The organism is Peribacillus sp. FSL M8-0224 (genome assembly GCF_038003055.1).
In the GTDB taxonomy this organism is placed as follows: Bacteria; Bacillota; Bacilli; order Bacillales; family DSM-1321; genus Peribacillus; species Peribacillus frigoritolerans.
On sequence record NZ_JBBOOJ010000001.1, the window covers coordinates 5,288,830 to 5,310,000 of the forward strand.

The 21,171-nt window shown below is 40.6% G+C and carries 19 protein-coding genes (1 of these 19 only partly in view); 9 read left to right on the forward strand and 10 right to left on the reverse strand.

Annotated elements, in window-relative coordinates; genetic code table 11:
* Positions 1–4: 4 nt before the first annotated feature.
* The 10 genes from MKX49_RS25730 to rpmH all read right to left on the reverse strand — a co-directional run bounded on the left by MKX49_RS25730 (position 5) and on the right by rpmH (position 9,652).
* Positions 5–868, reverse strand: a complete 864-nt coding sequence (locus MKX49_RS25730; protein WP_340878245.1) for a ParB/RepB/Spo0J family partition protein — start codon at positions 866–868, stop codon at positions 5–7.
* On the reverse strand, positions 861–1,622 hold the full coding sequence (locus MKX49_RS25735) for a ParA family protein (protein ID WP_034316249.1): 762 nt from the start codon (positions 1,620–1,622) through the stop codon (positions 861–863). The genes MKX49_RS25730 and MKX49_RS25735 overlap by 8 nt, the downstream gene beginning before the upstream one ends.
* Positions 1,623–1,882: 260 nt before the next feature.
* Positions 1,883–2,743 carry a nucleoid occlusion protein gene (gene noc, locus MKX49_RS25740; RefSeq protein WP_034316169.1) on the reverse strand — a complete coding sequence of 287 codons (861 nt, stop codon included), beginning with the start codon at positions 2,741–2,743 and terminating at the stop codon, positions 1,883–1,885.
* A 380-nt stretch (positions 2,744–3,123) separates the two neighbouring features.
* Positions 3,124–3,840, reverse strand: a complete 717-nt coding sequence (rsmG, locus tag MKX49_RS25745) for a 16S rRNA (guanine(527)-N(7))-methyltransferase RsmG (RefSeq protein WP_034316171.1) — start codon at positions 3,838–3,840, stop codon at positions 3,124–3,126.
* 29 nt (positions 3,841–3,869) lie between these two features.
* A complete protein-coding gene (mnmG, locus tag MKX49_RS25750; RefSeq protein WP_034316172.1) occupies positions 3,870–5,756 on the reverse strand; it encodes a tRNA uridine-5-carboxymethylaminomethyl(34) synthesis enzyme MnmG in 1,887 nt (628 codons plus the stop codon).
* Positions 5,757–5,777: 21 nt separating this feature from the next.
* Positions 5,778–7,163, reverse strand: a complete 1,386-nt coding sequence (mnmE, locus tag MKX49_RS25755) for a tRNA uridine-5-carboxymethylaminomethyl(34) synthesis GTPase MnmE (RefSeq protein WP_063595544.1) — start codon at positions 7,161–7,163, stop codon at positions 5,778–5,780.
* A gap of 336 nt (positions 7,164–7,499) precedes the next feature.
* Complete coding sequence (gene jag, locus MKX49_RS25760; RefSeq protein WP_048687956.1) at positions 7,500–8,120, reverse strand: RNA-binding cell elongation regulator Jag/EloR; 621 nt, start codon at positions 8,118–8,120, stop codon at positions 7,500–7,502.
* A complete protein-coding gene (gene spoIIIJ / locus MKX49_RS25765) occupies positions 8,117–8,905 on the reverse strand; it encodes a YidC family membrane integrase SpoIIIJ (RefSeq protein WP_048687953.1) in 789 nt (262 codons plus the stop codon). Before spoIIIJ ends, jag begins: the two co-directional genes overlap by 4 nt.
* Before the next feature lie 175 nt (positions 8,906–9,080).
* Positions 9,081–9,437 (reverse strand): ribonuclease P protein component, encoded by a 357-nt coding sequence (gene rnpA / locus MKX49_RS25770; protein WP_048687950.1) that lies wholly within the window; start codon positions 9,435–9,437, stop codon positions 9,081–9,083.
* An 80-nt stretch (positions 9,438–9,517) separates the two neighbouring features.
* Positions 9,518–9,652, reverse strand: a complete 135-nt coding sequence (gene rpmH, locus MKX49_RS25775) for a 50S ribosomal protein L34 (protein ID WP_034316183.1) — start codon at positions 9,650–9,652, stop codon at positions 9,518–9,520.
* A 931-nt stretch (positions 9,653–10,583) separates the two neighbouring features.
* On the opposite strand from rpmH, the gene dnaA reads away from it, so the two are divergent.
* The 9 genes from dnaA to MKX49_RS25820 form a co-directional block, all read left to right on the forward strand.
* Positions 10,584–11,933, forward strand: coding sequence for a chromosomal replication initiator protein DnaA (dnaA, locus tag MKX49_RS25780; protein WP_034316187.1), 1,350 nt, complete (start codon positions 10,584–10,586; stop codon positions 11,931–11,933).
* 193 nt (positions 11,934–12,126) lie between these two features.
* Positions 12,127–13,263 carry a DNA polymerase III subunit beta gene (dnaN, locus tag MKX49_RS25785; RefSeq protein ID WP_054398443.1) on the forward strand — a complete coding sequence of 379 codons (1,137 nt, stop codon included), beginning with the start codon at positions 12,127–12,129 and terminating at the stop codon, positions 13,261–13,263.
* A gap of 220 nt (positions 13,264–13,483) precedes the next feature.
* Entirely contained in the window at positions 13,484–13,696 is a 213-nt protein-coding gene (yaaA, locus tag MKX49_RS25790; protein ID WP_034316192.1) for a S4 domain-containing protein YaaA, read from the forward strand.
* A gap of 21 nt (positions 13,697–13,717) precedes the next feature.
* Entirely contained in the window at positions 13,718–14,836 is a 1,119-nt protein-coding gene (gene recF / locus MKX49_RS25795; protein ID WP_048687943.1) for a DNA replication/repair protein RecF, read from the forward strand.
* 12 nt (positions 14,837–14,848) lie between these two features.
* A complete protein-coding gene (remB, locus tag MKX49_RS25800; protein WP_034316197.1) occupies positions 14,849–15,112 on the forward strand; it encodes an extracellular matrix regulator RemB in 264 nt (87 codons plus the stop codon).
* A gap of 74 nt (positions 15,113–15,186) precedes the next feature.
* Positions 15,187–17,112: a DNA topoisomerase (ATP-hydrolyzing) subunit B gene (gene gyrB, locus MKX49_RS25805; RefSeq protein WP_034316251.1), complete on the forward strand. Its 1,926-nt coding sequence runs from the start codon at positions 15,187–15,189 to the stop codon at positions 17,110–17,112.
* A 95-nt stretch (positions 17,113–17,207) separates the two neighbouring features.
* A complete protein-coding gene (gyrA, locus tag MKX49_RS25810) occupies positions 17,208–19,760 on the forward strand; it encodes a DNA gyrase subunit A (RefSeq protein WP_048687939.1) in 2,553 nt (850 codons plus the stop codon).
* Between the two features lie 345 nt (positions 19,761–20,105).
* A complete protein-coding gene (locus MKX49_RS25815; RefSeq protein WP_340878246.1) occupies positions 20,106–20,363 on the forward strand; it encodes a hypothetical protein in 258 nt (85 codons plus the stop codon).
* A 64-nt stretch (positions 20,364–20,427) separates the two neighbouring features.
* Positions 20,428–21,171, forward strand: the 5' portion of a protein-coding gene (locus MKX49_RS25820) for an HD-GYP domain-containing protein (RefSeq protein ID WP_340878620.1). The gene runs 9 nt beyond the window's last position; only the first 744 of its 753 coding nucleotides appear in the window; its start codon is at positions 20,428–20,430; its stop codon lies off the right edge, out of view.

Below are 21,171 nucleotides of genomic sequence, written 5' to 3' on the forward strand. Positions count from 1 at the left end.
GGATCTAAGAGGAAAGGTTCTCTTGATCGATCAAGTTCAAAATTCTCTCTAAATCTTCTTTTGAAAAGAATTCTATTTCTATTTTTCCTTTTTTCTTGCTTTGTTTTATCGTTACGCTCGTTCCTAGTCTTTCACGCAGACTTGTCTCCCTTTGCTTTATGAAGATATCTTTTTTCTCTTGTTTCTTAGGTTTGGTTTCACGTGAAACGGTATCATTCAATTGATGTATATACTGCTCTAGCTGTCTGACATTCATACCTTCCTTGAGGATTTTATCCGCTACCGGCTTGAGCATCTCTTTTTTCTTTAAACCCAGCAATGCCCGGCCATGTCCCATGGAAATTTCCCCATCGGAGATATATCTCCTAATTCCTTCAGGCAAAGATAGTAATCTAACATGGTTGGCAATATGGGGTCTGCTTTTTCCCAGCCGGTTGGCCAACTGCTCCTGGGTGAATTCCAATTTTTCAAGAAGCGTTTGATAAGCGGCAGCCTCCTCGATCGGATTCAAATCTTCCCGTTGCAGGTTTTCCAAAATGGCCAGTTCCATCATCTGCTGTTCACTCAATTCCCTCACAACGACTGGAACTGTCTCTAAGCCAGCTTCCTTGGCAGCACGATAACGCCTTTCCCCAGCCACGATTTCATATCCCTTAATACTTTTCCGGGCAATAATCGGCTGTAATATCCCATGCTCCATGATGGATTGCTTTAATTCCTCTATAGCTTCTAGCCGAAAGCTCTTTCGGGGCTGATAAGGATTTGGCCTTAATTCCCTTAATTTGATTTCGCGCACGATTTCATCTTTACTGATCTCCCCACCGTTGAAAAGTAGTGCGTTAAGTCCTTTGCCAAGCCCTTTAGCCATTTGATACCACTTCCTTTGCCAATTCTAGATAGACCTCCGCCCCTCGTGACTTTGGATCATATATAATTATCGGTTCTCCATGGCTCGGTGCTTCACTCAAACGGACATTGCGGGGAATGATGGTTTGGTAGACTTTATCCTGAAAGTATTTTTTGACTTCTTCTATGACCTGGAGACCTAAATTTGTTCTTGCGTCCAACATCGTCAATAGCACACCCTCGATTTTCAAATCATGGTTCAAATGCTTTTGGACGAGGCGGACCGTATTCAATAGTTGACTCAAACCCTCCAATGCATAATATTCACATTGTACCGGGATCAAAACAGCATCGGCGGCCGTTAAGGCATTAAGCGTCAGCAAACCCAATGATGGAGGGCAGTCAATCACAATGTAATCATACTGGCTTTGCACCTCTTCTAACGCCCTTTTTAATCGGACTTCCCTTGAGATGGTTGGAACAAGTTCAATTTCTGCACCCGCAAGTTGGATTGTCGCAGGTATAGCATATAGGTTTTCTACCTTTGTTTCCATGATAACGGTACTGGCCTCAACATCATCAACCAATACATCATAAATACATTGTTCCACATCTGCTTTGTCAATACCTGCACCGCTTGTCGCATTTCCCTGCGGGTCAATATCGACCATTAAGACTTTCTGTCCAATGTATGCAAGACAAGCACTTAAACTGACAGAAGTTGTCGTTTTTCCAACACCGCCCTTTTGATTGGCAATGGCGAGAATCTTACCCACGAATTCACCCGCTTTCAACTATCTTCATGACGCTATATCTATTGATTTTTACCGTGAATCCAATTATTTCTTTCTATTTTATCATGAATGTTACTGGAAGAAATCGTTTTCTGAAATTCCTCTTAAAATTTGAAATACATCTAAAAGCATTAAAAATCCAGGAAAAGTTGAATGTTTTAAAAGTGGAAAATGCCAGTTTTGGAGAGAAAATAAAAAAAGCTTGGTAATCGGAGACTACCAAGCGGGCTAAGGATGGGGAATCAAGTTTTTTTCTTGGGTATTTTAATCGTGAACTGATAATACTCCTCGAATTCTTCTTCCTCTGCATCCAGATTTATTCCATTGTCTGTAACCATACTGAGTGATTGGCGGATGGTATTCACGGCAATCCTCATGTCTTTACTAAACGCTTTTCGCTTAGGTTTCGGCTTCTGCACAGTACCCGTTAAGAGCTTGACGACCTGCTCTTCGGTCTGCTTGACGTTTAACCCTTTTTCGATGATTTCCAAAAGCAGTTTTAACTGCTTTTCAGGACTCTTTAACGGTATCAACGAGCGGGCATGGCGTTCCGTAATTTGCTTTTGAAGAAGTGCATCCTGAACCTCCTGCGGCAGCTTAAGCAGCCGCAGCTTATTCGCCACGGTAGATTGACCGATTCCCAGTCTTTGTGCCAGGGCTTCTTGGGTTAAACTATGCAGCTCCAATAGTTTTCCGTAAGCCAAAGCTTCTTCAATCGGTGTCAGTTCTTCACGCTGTAAGTTTTCTATCAGCGCAACGGAAGCCGTTTCTGTATCGGTGAAATCTTTGATTATAGCAGGTGCCAATTCCCAGCCAAGCTTTTGCATGGCCCGGAAACGACGCTCACCTGCAATGATTTCATATTTTCCCTGACCATAAGCCCTTACTACAATTGGTTGAATGATCCCATGTGTATGGATCGTTTGAGCCAATTCGGCAATTTTATCGTCATTAAAAACGGTCCTTGGTTGAAATCGATTAGGCACAATGTCAGAAATGGAAATTTTTCTTATTTCTTCATTATTATTGCTAGGTGTCTCCATCTCTAGTTGCTCTTCTTCTTTTTCGCCAAACCCAAAGAACCGCGAAAAAGGATGCTTCATCTTCCTACACCACCTTTTAAAACTCCCAAATAACATATTCTCTATTTAAAGGACAAGTCCTGCATACATTTCCCGACATGGTTATACATATGGCCCTTCACTGTAAAAAACATGTCGACTGGCGCCATCAAGGCAATAATGAGGGTCGACGGCCAGTTTTTATAAATATCGGCCGGCTTTCCCAAAATTATTTCCCTGAATCAGCCAGCTAAGGGCACACGTCTTAACCTGTACCGAAAATGCCTTCTTGTTGGCAAATGCAGTATTAAGTGAAAATAATAAGGTCATACATTTATAGTAAAAGAAAATAAGGGCAAGTACCAGCCATATATATCTGAATCCTCTGCTCTTACTATGAAATCATACTCATCGTACAGAGGTTATTCAATAGGCTGCTTATTCGGTGTCCCTGGTTTTCTTGGGTATTTTTTTGGAGTCTTCTTCACTTTTTTTACAGTAATGATGTTTCTTTCACTATTTTCCTCTGGCAATGTGAAAGGATGAATTTCTTCGATTTCTCCGCCTAATGTAAAAATGGCCTTCTTCCCTGTGTCCATTTCATCTTGTGCACTAGCCGCTTTCATGGCAATGAACGTCCCATCCAGTTTAACAAGCGGCAAACATAGTTCACTTAAAACCGACATCCTGGCTACCGCCCTCGCCATGACAATATCATAGGATTCGCGATGCTCCGGTTTTTGGGCGAAGGTTTCCGCCCGGTCATGATAAAAAGATACTCCCTTTAATTGCAATGAATCCGCAAGGTGATTCAAAAAAGAAATTCGCTTATTCAAGGAATCCACAATCGAGACGTGGATATCAGGGAAACATATCTTCAATGGAATACTCGGAAATCCAGCTCCAGCCCCAACATCGCAAATTCGATAGGATTCGTTAAAGTCAAAATAGAAGGCTGCACTGATTGAATCATAAAAATGCTTAAGATAAACTTCTTCTTTATCTGTGATGGCTGTTAAGTTCATCTTTTCGTTCCATTCCACCAATAATCGATAATATGTGTCAAACTGATCAAGCTGTTGAGGAGAAAGCTCGATCCCTTTCTCCAGCAGTGCTTGTTGGAACTGTTCAATATTCATATTTTTTCAATCCTTTTCGGGTATTTCCGTTACTGAGACACTCTGGCAATCTTACCTTGTTCCAAATAAACAAGCAGAATGGAAACATCAGCGGGATTCACACCGGAAATTCTTGAAGCCTGAGCTACTGATAGCGGGTGGACCTGCTTTAATTTTTGACGTGCTTCCGTTGCAAGACCAGAAATTGCATCATAATCGATATTCTCTGGAATCTTTTTGTTCTCCATTTTTTTCAGGCGATCGACTTGCTGCAAGGATTTTTCGATATATCCTTCATACTTGATCTGGATTTCGACCTGTTCCGTCACTTCTTCACTCAGTTCGACATCACTTGGCGCCAACTTCTGAATATGGGAATAATCCATTTCAGGCCTTTTCAATAAATCGGAGGCACGGATTCCATCCTTTAACTCACTGCCGCCACTTGCAGTAATGACTTCTTGCACCTCTTTGGTCGGTTTGATGAAGTTTGATTTCAATCGTTCCTTTTCCATTTCAACCGCTTCTTTTTTCATAAGGAAACGTTTGTAGCGTTCTTCTTTGATCATTCCGATATTGAATCCAATTTCCGTTAAGCGTAGATCGGCATTATCATGACGCAATAATAAACGATATTCTGCACGTGAAGTCAGCAATCGGTATGGTTCATTCGTGCCTTTCGTTACAAGGTCATCAATGAGAACACCAATATAGGCATCCGAACGGCTTAAAATCAGTTCTTCCTTACCCATTGCATTCAATCCTGCATTAATACCGGCCATCAATCCTTGTCCTGCTGCTTCTTCATAGCCGGATGTCCCGTTAATTTGGCCAGCAGTATATAGATTTTTGATTTTCTTCGTTTCAAGTGTAGGCCATAGCTGCGTAGGAACGATGGCATCATATTCAATTGCATATCCAGCACGCATCATTTCCGCTTTTTCAAGTCCCGGAATTGTTTGCAGGATTTTCACTTGCACATCTTCAGGCAGACTGGTGGATAAACCTTGCACATAAACTTCCTTTGTATTGCGACCTTCAGGTTCCAAGAAGATTTGATGCCGTGGTTTATCATTAAAACGAACGACTTTATCTTCTATCGATGGACAATAACGCGGTCCGGTTCCTTTAATCATTCCGGAATACATTGGTGAACGGTGTAGATTCTCATCAATGAGCTGATGTGTACCCTCATTCGTATACGTTAACCAGCATGGCAATTGATCCGTTATGAACTTTGTTGTTTCATAAGAAAAGGCACGAGGCACTTCATCGCCAGGCTGAATTTCCGTTTTGCTGTAGTCTATAGAAGAACTATTCACACGTGGAGGCGTTCCTGTTTTAAAACGGACCAAATCAAATCCTAACTGCTCCAAGTGTTCGGAAAGCCTGATGGAGGGCTGCTGATTATTAGGGCCGCTTGAATATTTCAGTTCCCCTAAAATGATTTCACCGCGTAAATATGTTCCCGTCGTGATTACGACAGTTTTCGCACGGTACACCGCACCTGTTTTAGTGATGACACCCGTACATACGTCGTTTTCAACAATTAATTCCTCTACCATTCCTTGAATCAATGTCAAATTTTCTTGGTCTTCTATCGTCTTTTTCATTTCTTGCTGATAAAGAAATTTATCTGCCTGCGCCCGTAGAGCACGAACGGCCGGACCTTTTGCCGTATTGAGCATCCTCATTTGAATATGGGTCTTGTCGATATTTCTTCCCATTTCCCCGCCTAAAGCGTCAATTTCCCTAACGACTATCCCTTTTGCCGGCCCGCCGACGGAGGGATTGCATGGCATAAAGGCGACCATATCCAAGTTAATGGTGATCATCAACGTTTTAGCTCCGACTCTTGCAGCTGCAAGGCCTGCTTCACTGCCAGCATGACCGGCACCAATAACAATGACATCATAGCTACCTGCTTCGTATTGCATATCCTTTTCCTCCTTTTACGTTTATTTTCCTAAACAAAATTGAGAGAACAATTGGTTGATCAAATTATCCTGAACGCTTTCGCCAATGATTTCTCCAAGTAACTCCCATGCTTTCGTGAAATCGATTTGAACCAAATCAACCGGTGTACCCATTTCAATAGCATCAATTGCATCTTCGATTGCCTGTAATGCCTGTCCCAGCAAAGCTATATGCCTTGCATTGGAAACATAGGTCAGGTCTCCCGTTTCTAAAGAACCTTCGAAAAATAAAGAAGCGATCGCTTCTTCCAATTCATCGACCCCTCGATCTTCCAGTAATGAAGTCGTAACAACTTTATGGGATGCCGCCTTTTCCTTAACCTTTGCCATATCGATTTTTTGTGGAAGGTCTGTTTTATTGATGATAACGATAACATCCATTCCCTCAACCGCTTGGAATAGTTTCTCATCTTCAGTAGTGAAATCATCGGAATAGTTCAATACAAGCAATATTAAATCCGCTTCTTTTAATACTGCACGAGACCGTTCAACTCCAATTCGTTCAACGATATCTTCCGTTTCGCGAATTCCTGCTGTATCGACAAGTTTAAGCGGTACACCGCGAACATTGACATACTCTTCAATAACATCACGTGTTGTACCTGGAATATCAGTGACGATCGCTTTGTTTTCATGAACTAAGCTGTTAAGCAATGAAGATTTTCCGACATTAGGACGACCTATGATAACGGTCGCAAGCCCATCCCGAAGGATTTTCCCCTGTTGGGCCGTGTGAAGCAGTTTCTCTATTTCATTCTTCACATAACTGCCTTTTTCCAAAAATAAACGATGCGTCATTTCTTCGACATCATCATATTCCGGATAATCTATATTTACCTCGACTTGAGCGAGGGTCTGTAAAATTTCCTGACGCAGATTTTGGATTAATTTCGAAAGCCGGCCTTCCATTTGACCTAATGCAACATTCATGGCTTTATCCGTTTTGGCACGGATTAAATCCATAACGGCCTCAGCTTGGGAAAGATCGATCCTGCCATTCAAAAAGGCCCGTTTCGTAAATTCACCAGGTTCCGCTAAACGAGCACCTTGTGAGAGAATAAGCTGCAGTACCCGATTGACCGAAACGATTCCACCGTGACAATTTATTTCAACTACATCTTCCCTTGTAAATGTCTTTGGACCCATCATGACCGAAACCATGACTTCCTCTATGATTTCACCTGTTTTAGGCTGGATAAGGTGGCCATAATGAATCGTATGTGATTTCACTTCAAGCAATCCTTTTCCACCTGGTCCTTTAAAGATCCTATCGGCTATTTCTATGGCCTCATCACCGCTGATTCTAACGATGGCGATTGCCCCTTCCCCTAAGGGAGTAGAGATAGCGGTGATTGTATCGAATTCCATGCTTTCACCTCTTATATATTGATGGTTCTATTTTTTTCTGATAATAAAATCGTCGAATCCCTAAATTACTACAATACCACAGTATATTCATGAAAAAAAGTAGATACTCCTTCCTTCCAAGAGTTATCCACACGCCATTAATCCATATTCTGTAACAACCATTTTAACTTATCCACATGTGAATAACAAATATCGCCCGCTTCATTTTCTTCCATCCCCTTTACGGATCAAGAAAATATAAAAAGTTTGTCACTTATTGTTGAATGGAAAATTCGCAAAAAAAATATTCGACATACAATGCCTAAAAAAAAGAACCCCTGCTTAAAAGCAGAAGGTTCATTTTAGTGGAGTAATGACCAAGTGACGATATGGCTCCGTCCCACTTGAGGTTGTTTTTATTTTTGGATAATCCAGGAGAGCATTATGGATGACCTTACGTTCATAGGATGGCATCGGCTCCAATGAAACAGCTTTACCTGTTTTCGTGGCTTTATTTGCCATTCTTTCAGCCAATTGGATTAAGGTGTCATTGCGGCGGCTTCGATAATCTTCTGCATCTACGGTAATATTCAAAAACTGCTTCGAATATCGATTAGCTACCAGCTGTGCTAAATACTGAAGTGAATTTAGTGTTTGACCCCTTTTTCCAATCAATAATGCAATTTTATCACCTGATAAATGGAATGTTACGTTCTTACCTTTACGGGTGACGTCTATTTGTGCATTGACTTCCATTTCGACGCAGACATTCTTCAAAAATCCAAGTGTCTCTTCAATGGGATCCGGAGGCAATGTAACATGGACGATTGCCTTCCTTGCACCAAATAAACCAAAAAACCCTTTTTTGCCTTCATCTTCTACTTCAATTTCCACGCGATCCTTCGTGCTGTTCAATTGAGCTAAAGCTAAATTTACTGCTTCTTCGACAGATTGTCCTGTAGCAGTCACTTTTTTCACTTTTTCTTTGCCCCTCCCGCGTTTTCCGCAGCTGCTTTTCTAAGATCCGGACCTTTGATGAAATATGTTTGCACGATACCAAAGATGTTACCAACTACCCAGTAAAGAGAAAGAGCAGCGGGGAAATTAATAGCAAATACAACAATCATGATTGGCATGATGTAAAGCATCATCGTCATTTGTGCAGCCATTTGTGGGTTGGAGTTCATTCCAACCATGGACATCTTTTGCTGGATGAAAGTCGTGATACCTGCAACGACCGGTAAAATATAATAAGGATCCGGGGAACCTAAATCAAACCAAAGAAAACTATGTAAAGCAATTTCTTCCGTACGGCTGATTGCATGGTAAAATCCGATCAAAATCGGCATTTGCACCAATATCGGCAAACATCCCGCCAATGGATTCACATTATATTTCGAAAATAGAGCCATTGTTTCTTGCTGTAGTTTTTGTTGTGTGGCAGCATCTTTTGAGCTGTATTTAGCTTGAAGTTCTTTCATTTCAGGCTGAATGGCCTGCATGGCTTTCGAGCTTTTCACCTGTTTGATCATTAATGGAAGTAATGCCAGGCGAATGATTAGTGTAACGCCGATGATTCCCAAACCATAGTTCTCGCCGAATGCTTCAGAAAGCCAGATGATCAGGGCTGATAATGGATAGACAATGTATGAATTCCAAAAACCTTCACTATCCGCAGTAATAGGTTCTTTAATTTCCGTACACCCTGCCAACAGCATCATTATCGAGGCTAGTCCAATAATGAGTAATATTCGTTTTTTCAACCGTAATTTCCTCCTAACTGCAATCAATCTTTTTTGAAACAATTGTGAACTGTTTATAAGAAGATTTCAAGGAAAAGTAATCCACTTTTACCACAGTTACAATCGGAATTTTCTATGTCATCTTACTCAAGTAACAATATGATACGAGGAGTGCTTATTCGATATTAAGGGGACTTTATTGTTTTTTCATTTTAAAGTTTAGTGATTTAGAACGCTTCAGGACATGAATCAAGCTGCTTTTCACCTGGAAAAAGTCCATCTCCGCCGCTGGTTTTCGAGCAATCACAATATAATCCTTACCCTCTTCTATATCTTCTTTCAATTCCAAAAACGCTTGCCGTATGTATCTTTTGATTTGGTTCCTTACAACGGCGTTCCCGATTTTTTTACTGACAGAAAGGCCGATCCTAAAATGATCCTGACCCGGCTTTTCAAGGACATAGACAACGAATTGCCGATTAGCAGAAGATTCACCTTTTTTAAACACAAGCTGAAATTCATCCTCTTTCTTAATCCTTAACTTTTTTTTCATTTTTACACCTTCATTACATGAATTGAGTCTCAGTAAATCCCTTATTTTGCGAAAAAAGACCACTGAGACTTTTCAGTGGTCTATGCAGATAATACTTTTCTGCCCTTACGGCGACGTGCAGCGATTACTCTACGTCCGTTTTTCGTGCTCATACGTGCACGGAAACCGTGAACTTTACTATGTTTGCGGTTATTCGGTTGATAAGTTCTTTTCATTATATGACACCTCCCTGAGGAATAACAGTTAAAGACAGTCTTTACAATTATATAGATGGAGGTTTCTACTTGTCAACCTCATCCATAAAAAATTTCTTTTTTAATGCTCAATGTCCAGTAGGCCTTTTTTTACTACCTAGCCTATTGTAAATGATTTTGCCCCGAACTGATATAGAAATTTTTGGGGAAAGGGAAATTTCCATCATTTTATCCATGAGCACGAATATGAGATTCGCAAGTAATCCTCCTTTCCGACACAACATTCGACAAATTATAAGAATGACCCTGAATCACTTTCGATCTTTCCCCATGGAGGTCTTCCGGCTTGAACACCTGGTTCATATCAGATTAATTCGAGCCTATAATCACCGTCTGTGGATAAAATTCGACATGTTTTTTTCTATCCACATCTCATTTTAGAGACTTTTGCACATAACAATGGCCTGTGGAAAAGTTTTTCCCACAAGCTCGGTAAGTTGTGGATAAAGTTTTCTAACCCATTGCAAGACGCCTGAATTTCTGATATTATATTTGTGTTTTCACTCTGAATAACTTTATCAACAGGTAACGTTTATCCACAGACTGTGAATAACTTGTGGATAGTTTATCCGACCTGTGTATATTAATCTGTCCACAGATGGTGGATATTGTCGAAAACCCTTTTTTCTTCTTTATTATATATTTCTTAAAATACCTGTTGATGAATAAACATTCAAATCTACACTGGCTCACCAGATGTAGTCTGTACAAAGGTTGTACAGCGCAAGATATAGTTTTGGGCACTTCACATTACACAACACAAAAATTCCTTAATACAGCTCACCGAACCTTTGCTGTCAAAATTAATATGAAGACGGCAATCGATGAGTTTATTTGTGCCTATACATTTAAATAAAATGATTAAAATTTTTTTTGCAAAGGAGGGATAAGTTTGGATAACATCGATAGCCTCTGGAACCAGGCGCTCGGAAAAATCGAAAAGAAAATCAGTAAACCAAGCTTTGAAACTTGGCTTAAATCAACCAAGGCTTATTTACTGCAAGGTGATACATTAACAGTCACCGCTCCCAATGAATTTGCCAGGGATTGGCTTGAAGAACGCTATTCCCATCTTATTTCCGATGTATTGTTTGAACTTACCGGTGAGGAATTGGAAGCAAAATTCATCATTCCCCCCAATCAAGAAGATGATGATTTTGCCGTTCCTGTTCAGCCTAAAAAGATAAAAAAACAGGATAAAGAGCATGCTGCATTTCCACAGCATATGCTTAATGCGAAAAATACATTCGATACATTTGTCATCGGCTCCGGCAATCGTTTTGCCCATGCCGCGTCTCTCGCTGTCGCAGAAGCTCCTGCCAAAGCCTATAATCCCTTATTCATATATGGGGGCGTCGGCCTTGGAAAAACTCATTTAATGCATGCAATCGGGCATTATGTTCTAGAGCATAATCCGAATGCGAAGGTCGTTTATTTATCGTCTGAAAAGTTCACGAATGAATTCATCAACTCGATCCGGGACAATAAAGCTGGGGAATTCCGTGATAGATACCGAAGCGTGGATGTTTTATTAATTGATGATATTCAATTTCTTGCGGGAAAAGAACAAACTCAAGAAGAGTTTTTCCATACATTCAATGCGCTGCATGAAGAAAGCAAACAGATCGTCATCTCGAGTGACCGCCCGCCAAAAGAGATACCTACACTAGAGGATCGCCTCCGTTCAAGGTTTGAGTGGGGCTTGATCACGGATATCACGCCGCCTGATCTGGAAACGCGGATTGCCATATTGCGTAAAAAGGCAAAAGCTGAGGGTCTTGATATCCCGAACGAAGTCATGCTCTATATAGCCAACCAAATCGATTCCAATATTCGTGAGCTTGAGGGTGCACTTATTCGTGTCGTCGCTTATTCTTCATTGATCAATAAAGATATAAATGCCGATTTGGCAGCTGAAGCATTAAAAGACATCATTCCTAGCTCAAAACCTAAAATAATCACCATCTTGGAAATCCAGAAGACGGTCGGTGAACATTATAGTGTCAAACTTGAGGATTTCAAGGCGAAAAAACGGACTAAATCCGTGGCCTTTCCAAGACAGATTGCCATGTATCTTTCCAGGGAATTGACGGACTCTTCCCTGCCCAAGATAGGTGATGAATTTGGAGGCCGCGATCATACGACCGTCATCCATGCGCATGAAAAAATCTCTAAACTCATGCAAACGGACACCCAGCTTCAACGTCAGGTTAAAGAAATCCAGGACCAGCTGAGGGTATAATGGATTCTGGATAATGTGAATAACTGGCGACTACTTACACACAGTCTGTCCACATGTGGATAGACTGTTTTTCCTTAGGTTGAGTGGACTTATCCACATATCAACAGGACCTACTACTATTACTACTATCTTTTTTAATAAAAATTATTAATAAATATGCCTATTCGGCAATAAAAAAATTGGAGGATGAAACATGAGATTTATAATCCAAAGAGATCGATTAGTTCATAGTGTCCAAGAAGTAATGAAAGCAGTCACATCAAGAACGACGATTCCGATCCTAACAGGGATAAAGATAAGCGTTACTAGTGAGGGGGTCACTCTAACAGGTAGTGATTCAGATATTTCCATCCAATCATTCATTCCCGCTGAGGTTGACGGTGATGAGATTGTTGAAGTTAAAAGCAGCGGCGGTATTGTCCTGAATGCCCGTTTTTTCAGTGAAATTGTCAAAAAGCTGCCGATGGATACTGTAGAAATTGAAGTGGAGAATAACTTTCAAACGATTATTCGCTCGGGTAAAGCTGAATTTAATCTAAATGGACTGGATCCTGAGGAATATCCGCATCTTCCGATCATTGCAGAAGAAAATATTTTCAAACTTCCAACGGACCTTTTAAAGACCCTTATCCGCCAAACTGGCTTTGCAGTGTCCACGTCAGAAACACGCCCCATCTTAACAGGTGTAAACTTGAAGGTTCAAGATGACGAATTGACCTGTATTGCAACAGATAGTCATAGGCTTGCAATGAGAACAGCCAAAATAGAAAATAAAATTAACGGGACCTATAGCGTTGTCATCCCAGGTAAAAGTCTGAATGAGTTAAGTAAAATCCTTGATGATACAAATGAACTCATTGAAATCGTCATCACCGAAAACCAAGTACTTTTCAAAGCTGAAAATTTATTATTCTTCTCAAGACTTCTTGAAGGCAATTATCCCGATACATCACGATTGATTCCATCAGATAGCAAAACCGATGTGACTGTTCACACCAAGGATTTCCTTCAAGCGATCGACAGGGCTTCTTTATTGGCCAGAGAAGGAAGAAATAATGTCGTTAAATTGACAACCCTGGAAGGCCGTATAATCGAAGTCTCTTCCAATACTCCTGAAATTGGTAAAGTAATTGAGGAAGTTCAGGCAGAAGCCATTGAAGGTGAAGACCTGAAGATCTCATTCAGTGCCAAATTTGTAATGGATGCTCTAAAGGCATTGGAAGGTTCCGATATAAAAATTAATTTCACAGGTGCAATGCGTCCGTTTGTCATTCGTCCGCTACATGACGATTCCATGCTGCAATTAATTCTCCCGGTAAGAACTTACTAAGCTAAAATAATATTTCAAAAAAATTAAAGGCTTGTGTAGCAGGTCTTTAATTTTTTTATATTTAAAGATAGATTTCCAAAGGGTTTTTGGCGTTTTTTAAATGATGTACGGAACGCTGAATCGTTAAAAATAAGAACTGAAAAAGCTATACTTTGTCTTAATGGGATTAATTTAGTAAAATGAAATATTAAAGACTACTTAGAAATGAGTGAGGCATGAAATGGACTCCATAAAAATCAATACTGAATATATTACGCTTGGACAATTCCTGAAATTGGCCGATTTAATCCAAAGCGGCGGAATGGCGAAATGGTTCTTAAGTGAATACGAAGTTTACATTAATGGCGAATTAGACGTGAGAAGAGGCAGAAAATTAAGATCAGGTGATAAAATAGAGATTCCTGGATTTGGCACCTACACAATTACAAGCTAAAACATAAGGGAAGAGCGGAATATGTATATTGAAAATATAAGTTTGAAAAATTACCGCAACTATACCGAATTGAATCTGACTTTTGAGAATAAAGTCAATGTAATCCTCGGCGAAAATGCTCAAGGAAAAACAAACGTCATGGAATCTATTTTCGTTTTAGCAATGGCAAAATCTCATCGCACCTCAAATGATAAAGAACTTATTCGCTGGGATGAAGAGTATGCTAAAATAGAGGGAAGAGTTAGAAAGAGAAATACCTCAATACCACTTGAGCTGACCATTTCAAAAAAAGGGAAAAAGGCGAAGTGCAACCATATTGAACAAAGAAAGTTGAGTCAATATGTCGGAAATATGAATGTGGTCATGTTTGCGCCTGAGGATCTAAACCTTGTAAAGGGAAGTCCTCTAGTCAGACGCCGTTTTATAGATATGGAAATTGGCCAGGTTTCTCCCGTATACCTTCATGATATGAGCCAATATCATAAAATACTTCAACAAAGAAATCATTACTTAAAGCTTCTGCAGACCCGGAAACAAACGGATACGACGATGCTTGACGTGCTGACCGACCAATTTATTCAGTATGCAGCGAAAATTGTCGAAAGAAGATACGAGTTTCTTTTAAAGCTCCAGCAATGGGCAGAGCCGATTCATTCGGGGATCTCCAGAAATCTAGAAGTATTGAAAATCCAATATAAACCGTCGCTTGATGTATCAGAATCTATGGATTTGACGAAAATGATAGAAGTATACACAGAAAAATTTGATAAAATAAAAACAAGGGAAATTGAACGGGGTGTAACACTGGTAGGTCCTCATCGTGACGACCTGGTTTTTTTTGTGAATGACCGTGATGTCCAGACATACGGTTCACAAGGACAACAGCGCACAACGGCCCTGTCTTTGAAACTTGCCGAAATTGAGCTGATCCATGAAGAAATCGGCGAGTATCCCATTTTATTATTGGATGATGTGTTATCGGAACTTGACGATTTCCGTCAATCCCATTTACTGAATACGATACAAGGGAAAGTGCAAACATTCGTGACGACACCCTCCGTTGATGGAATCGATCATCAAACCCTAAGAGAAGCGTCCACCTTTTATGTTAGTCAAGGAAGTATAAAAAAGGTTAAATGATGAGGTGAATGTATGTATCTCCATATTGGTGAAGACATTCTTGTGAAAACGGACGATGTCATAGCCATTTTAGATAAGAAGCTGCTCCAGGCCTCTCCAATCATGAGTGAATTTTTGGAGAAAAAATCTGATGTAACTTCCCATTTAGCAAAAAACTCGGTTAAATCGATTGTAGTGACGGACAAACAGGTATATTATTCACCGCTTGCGTCGTCCACTTTGAAAAAGCGTTCACTGCAGCCATCGCTCTTAATCGATGATATAGATATTCTTTGAATTGTAGCTAAACGTTATAATTACTCCTTAAAATTGATAATGCCAAAAGAAAAGTGTAGGTGATACGTATGACAATGGAACAAAAAGAAGTACAAGCTCAGGCATACGATGAGAATCAGATACAGGTTTTAGAAGGCTTAGAAGCAGTTCGTAAACGTCCGGGGATGTATATCGGCACTACCTCTGCAAAAGGACTTCACCATCTTGTTTGGGAAATTGTCGATAATAGTATTGATGAGGCACTAGCCGGTTTCTGTACGGAAATCAAAGTGACGATCGAAGAAGACAATAGCATAACCGTAGTCGATAATGGTCGGGGAATTCCTGTGGGGATCCATGAAAAAATGGGACGCCCAGCTGTAGAAGTAATCATGACGGTCCTTCATGCGGGCGGTAAATTTGGTGGCGGAGGTTATAAGGTCTCCGGCGGTCTGCATGGTGTGGGGGCATCAGTAGTTAATGCCTTATCCACGGTATTGGAAGTTTACGTTCATCGTGAAGGTAAAATCCATTATCAGCAATTTAACCGCGGTATCCCAAAAGAAGATTTGAAAATCATCGGGGAAACCGATCATACCGGAACGACTGTACACTTCATTCCTGATGGTGAAATCTTCACGGATACCCTGGAATATGACTTCGATACATTAGCCACACGAATCCGTGAGCTTGCATTCCTGAATAAAGGGTTGAAGCTGATCATTGAAGATAAACGTGAAGAAGAAGAAAAAATCAGGGAGTTCCACTATGAGGGCGGTATCAAATCTTATGTTGAGCATTTGAACCGTTCTAAAGAGGTATTGCATGAGGAACCGATTTTCATGGAAGGCGAGAAAGATGGAATTTCCGTTGAATTGGCTTTGCAATATAATGACAGTTATATCAGTAATGTCTTTTCTTTTGCCAATAATATCCATACCTATGAAGGCGGTACACATGAATCAGGATTCAAGACTGCTTTGACCCGTGTCATCAATGATTATGCACGGAAAAATGGTCTTTTAAAAGAAGCTGATGCCAATTTCTCAGGTGAAGATGTCCGGGAAGGTTTAACGGCAATCATTTCGATTAAGCATCCTGATCCACAATTTGAAGGTCAGACGAAAACCAAACTCGGAAACTCTGAGGTAAGAACGGTTACTGATTCCATTCTTTCGGAACGACTTGATGCCTTCTTATACGAAAATCCTGCCGTGGCCCGAAAAATTGTAGATAAAGGGCAAATGGCAGCGAGAGCCCGATTGGCAGCGAAGAAAGCACGTGAATTGACCCGGAGGAAAAGTGCTTTGGAAGTATCCAATCTACCAGGTAAATTGGCAGATTGTTCTTCTAAGGACCCGAGTATCAGCGAATTATACATCGTTGAAGGAAACTCTGCGGGAGGATCGGCAAAACAAGGGCGGGACCGCCATTTCCAAGCTATCTTGCCGCTAAGGGGTAAAATCCTTAATGTTGAAAAAGCGCGATTGGACAGAATCCTGCATAATGAAGAAATAGGAACGATCATCACAGCACTTGGAACAGGGATTGGTGATGAATTCAATACTGAAAAAGCTAGATACCATAAAATAGTTATCATGACCGATGCGGATGTGGATGGTGCCCATATCAGAACACTGATGTTGACATTCTTCTACCGGTATATGCGAAAAATCATCGAGTATGGATATATATATATTGCTCAGCCGCCACTTTTCAAGATTCAGCAAGGGAAAAAAGTGGATTATGCTTATAATGACCGCGAGCTTGAAGAAATCATGGCAAGTTTGCCAAGTACTCCAAAGCCTAACCTGCAGCGTTATAAAGGGCTGGGGGAAATGAATCCGGAGCAATTGTGGGAAACGACCATGAACCCAGAAACGAGAACGCTGCTTCAAGTCAGTTTGAAAGATGCCGCCGAGGCTGATGAAACTTTCGAGATGCTGATGGGCGACAAGGTGGAACCGCGACGTAACTTCATTGAAGAAAATGCAATTTATGTAAAAAATCTTGATATCTGATTTTTGACAGGATGCTTTTTACATCCTGTTCTTTACATAGTGCACGAACAGTTAAACTTAAATGAGATATAAGCTTTTAATAGGAGGTTGGCTCCATGTCAGAAAATGAAAGATCAGGTGTTAAAGAAATAAATATAAGTACCGAGATGCGGACATCGTTTTTGGATTATGCGATGAGCGTTATCGTGTCGCGGGCTTTGCCTGATGTAAGGGACGGTTTGAAACCGGTACACCGAAGAATTCTTTATGCAATGAACGATCTTGGAATGACTTCGGATAAACCATTTAAGAAATCAGCCCGTATTGTCGGGGAAGTTATCGGTAAATATCACCCGCATGGTGATTCGGCAGTATATGAAACAATGGTACGGATGGCGCAACCTTTTAACTATCGCTATATGCTTGTGGATGGACATGGGAATTTCGGTTCGGTAGATGGTGACCAAGCTGCCGCAATGAGGTACACCGAAGCGAGAATGTCGAAAATCTCGATGGAGTTACTCCGGGACTTAAATAAAGATACGGTCAATTTCCAGGATAACTACGATGGTTCAGAAAGAGAACCAGCCGTCATGCCTGCCCGTTTCCCGAACTTGTTGGTGAATGGTTCATCAGGAATAGCGGTAGGAATGGCAACCAATATTCCGCCCCATCAATTAGGTGAGGTAATTGACGGCGTATTGGCTTTAAGCAAGAATCCTGAAATTACAATTCCAGAGTTGATGGAATATATTCCTGGTCCGGACTTTCCGACAGCCGGTTTGATTTTAGGGAGAAGCGGAATCAGAAAGGCCTATGAAACCGGTAAAGGGTCAATCATTCAACGGGCGAAAGTCGAGATTGAAGAGAAACCGAATGGTAAACAGGTAATCCTTGTTAAGGAAATCCCTTATCAAGTGAATAAAGCAAGATTGATTGAAAAAATTGCAGAACTTGCCCGAGATAAGAAAATCGAAGGCATCACCGACTTACGGGATGAATCGGATCGCAATGGCATGCGTATTGTCATGGAACTTCGAAAGGATGTTAATGCGAATGTCCTTTTAAACAACCTGTATAAGCATACCGCGATGCAGACCACCTTCGGAATCAATCTGCTTGCTTTGGTGGACGGTCAGCCAAAGGTGCTGAATTTAAAACAATGCCTGCGCTACTACTTGGAGCATCAGCAGGTAGTCATACGGCGCAGGACTGAATTTGAACTGCGGAAAGCGGAGGCCCGTGCCCATATTTTAGAAGGTTTGCGTATTGCACTTGATAATTTGGATGCAGTCATTTCGTTGATCCGCAGTTCCCAAACGACAGATATTGCCCGTGAAGGCTTAATGACACAATTCTCACTTTCCGAAAAACAGGCGCAAGCTATCCTGGATATGCGTTTACAGCGCTTGACAGGTTTGGAACGTGAAAAAATCGAAGATGAATATCAGGCATTAATGGCTATAATTGCAGAATATAAAGCGATTCTTGCTGATGAGGAAAAGGTTCTTGAAATTATCCGTGAAGAGCTTCTTGAAATTAAAGAACGTTTTGATGATAAACGGAGAACTGAAATCACATTAGCCGGCTTTGAAAGCCTGGAAGATGAAGATTTAATCCCAGAGGAAAATATAATCGTGACACTTACGCATAACGGTTATATTAAACGCTTGCCTGCAACCACATACCGCAGTCAAAAACGCGGGGGGCGCGGAATACAGGGTATGGGAACGAATACAGATGACTTTGTCGGTCACTTGTTAACCACTTCGACTCATGACACTCTATTATTCTTTACCAACAAAGGTAAAGTCTATCGTTCAAAAGGATATGAAATACCTGAATATGGCAGGACAGCAAAAGGATTGCCGCTTATCAACTTGTTGGAAGTCGATAAAGGCGAGTGGGTCAACGCAATCATACCTGTGAAGGAATTTGCGGACGATTGGTATTTATTCTTCACGACCAGACATGGTATATCAAAGCGTACACCTTTATCATCTTTTGCAAATATCCGTAATAACGGTTTAATTGCCCTAGGTTTACGTGAAGATGATGAATTGATCTCTGTCCGACTTACGAATGGAGAGAAACAGATCATAATTGGAACGAAGTCCGGAATGATGATTCGTTTCCCTGAGACGGATGTACGGACAATGGGACGTACTGCAGCAGGAGTAAAAGGGATTTCCTTAGGGACGAATGATGAAGTTGTCGGAATGGAAATTCTTGAAGATGATGAAGAAGTCCTGATCGTTACGAAAAACGGTTATGGAAAAAGGACCTCTGCGGAAGAATACCGTATTCAAAGCCGTGGAGGCAAAGGAATAAAAACATGTAATGTCACTGAGAAAAATGGTGAACTTATAGCCGTGAAAACAGTTACGGGTGAAGATGAAGATTTGATGCTGATTACAGCAGCTGGTGTATTGATCCGAATGGAAGTCGAAGGCATTTCTAAAACGGGCCGTAATACACAGGGTGTTAAGCTCATCCGACTCGAATCCGCAGATAATGAATATGTTTCTACGGTGGCCATCGTAGGAAGGGAAGAAGAAGAAGAAAAAGACATGGATATAGAGGCGGTAACAACTCTAGATCCGGATTCTGATCCTGAACCTACTGTAAATGAAGAAAATGAAGAAACTGAAAAAGATACGGAAGAATAATCTTTTCCTGAAAAAGGGGTTCGGAATTAAAATTCCGAACCCCTTTTGAAATTCCCTTTGATTATTTTTAAAACAATGAGAAAGCGGGAGTATCCGTAGGCAACGCTCAAATTGTATAAACCGTAAAAAAACTGTAGACCCAGCAATAAAGCTGGGTCTTTTTTGCATTAGCTCGGTTTCAAAGTGATATCAGAGTGTTTGGGTTTGGGTAAAAAGACTCGTTTGCCTCGAAGGGATTTCCTGATAAATCGCTTTTTTTTAGGTATTTAATCATAAAAAAAAGATAGTTTTCACCATGTTTTTCAAGTAAACTGATACTCATTAATACTTCCGAGGTGAAACGTTTTGCTAGTGAAAACTCACTATTTAATTGAAGGCTGCATCATCTCTAAAGAGATTAGAGGTCTTTCGAATCGCCCCATAATGTATGAAAAAACAATATTGACCACGCAATTAATTGAGGCATTGCAAGCTTTTTTAATAACAGAGGTAAGCGTTGAAAAAACTTTGATTGATGGAAAGAAATTTTTGCCGAAAGAAGTAATCGATCCAGAATTGCAAGAAAGGGGAAAGTCATCGGATTTTACTGATTTGTATCCTTAAGTCAGTACAAACATATAAACGATTATTTAAAAATTGGCAGGCGGGCAGTAAAGTCGAAGTGGCCATGATCCGTTTAATCATGATTCCCCTTATGGACAAGGCTTTAGAGGAACCAGAAAACATTTTGATGCTGCACCACTATTGCAATAAAGAAGAATATGTATTTCATCATGCTATTTCCATTGGATTGATAGGAGGATATATTGCATTTAAAATGAAATGCAATAGGGCTGATGTCTATCAAGCTGCAATTGGCGGATGTCTGGCAGATTGCGGGATGGCAAAGCTGCCACCAAGATTATTAAATAAAAGGGAAAGCCTGACGGCAGATGATTATAAGGAGATACATGCCCATCCCATTTTCAGCTACAAGATGATAAAGGATAGTTCCATCATTAAGGATAGTGTGAGGGTAGCCGTTCTAGAGCATCATGGAAGGTTAGATGGAACGGGTTATCCCAAAAGATTGAAAACAAAGCCCATGAACTTATTTTCAAAAATCATTGCTGTTGCAGATGTATTTCACGCCATGACTTCCGAAAGGGCATATAGAAAGAAACAGTCACCGTTTAAGGTATTGGAAATGATCTTCCATGATGACTTTGGTAAATTTGATATTGCGGTAGTTAAAACCTTGTTATCAAGCTTCGCTAATTTTTCCATAGGAAGCCGGGTCAAACTGAACAATGGATTCATCGCTGAAATCATTTTCATTGATGCCGGCTCGCAAACAAGACCGGTCGTAAAGGTGATGGATAGTGGGCAAATTATCAATTTAGGGATTAATCGTGAATTATATATAGAAGAA

Bases quoted from the DNA above. Each gene is read 5' to 3' on its own strand.
- MKX49_RS25730 (WP_340878245.1), bottom strand. From the start codon at position 868: ATGGCTAAAGGGCTTGGCAAAGGACTTAACGCACTACTTTTCAACGGT.
- noc (WP_034316169.1), bottom strand. From the start codon at position 2,743: ATGAAGCATCCTTTTTCGCGGTTCTTTGGGTTTGGCGAAAAAGAAGAA.
- rsmG (WP_034316171.1), bottom strand. From the start codon at position 3,840: ATGAATATTGAACAGTTCCAACAAGCACTGCTGGAGAAAGGGATCGAG.
- mnmG (WP_034316172.1), bottom strand. From the start codon at position 5,756: ATGCAATACGAAGCAGGTAGCTATGATGTCATTGTTATTGGTGCCGGT.
- mnmE (WP_063595544.1), bottom strand. From the start codon at position 7,163: ATGGAATTCGATACAATCACCGCTATCTCTACTCCCTTAGGGGAAGGG.
- rnpA (WP_048687950.1), bottom strand. From the start codon at position 9,437: ATGAAAAAAAAGTTAAGGATTAAGAAAGAGGATGAATTTCAGCTTGTG.
- rpmH (WP_034316183.1), bottom strand. From the start codon at position 9,652: ATGAAAAGAACTTATCAACCGAATAACCGCAAACATAGTAAAGTTCAC.
- dnaN (WP_054398443.1), top strand. From the start codon at position 12,127: ATGAGATTTATAATCCAAAGAGATCGATTAGTTCATAGTGTCCAAGAA.
- yaaA (WP_034316192.1), top strand. From the start codon at position 13,484: ATGGACTCCATAAAAATCAATACTGAATATATTACGCTTGGACAATTC.
- recF (WP_048687943.1), top strand. From the start codon at position 13,718: ATGTATATTGAAAATATAAGTTTGAAAAATTACCGCAACTATACCGAA.
- remB (WP_034316197.1), top strand. From the start codon at position 14,849: ATGTATCTCCATATTGGTGAAGACATTCTTGTGAAAACGGACGATGTC.
- gyrB (WP_034316251.1), top strand. From the start codon at position 15,187: ATGGAACAAAAAGAAGTACAAGCTCAGGCATACGATGAGAATCAGATA.
- gyrA (WP_048687939.1), top strand. From the start codon at position 17,208: ATGTCAGAAAATGAAAGATCAGGTGTTAAAGAAATAAATATAAGTACC.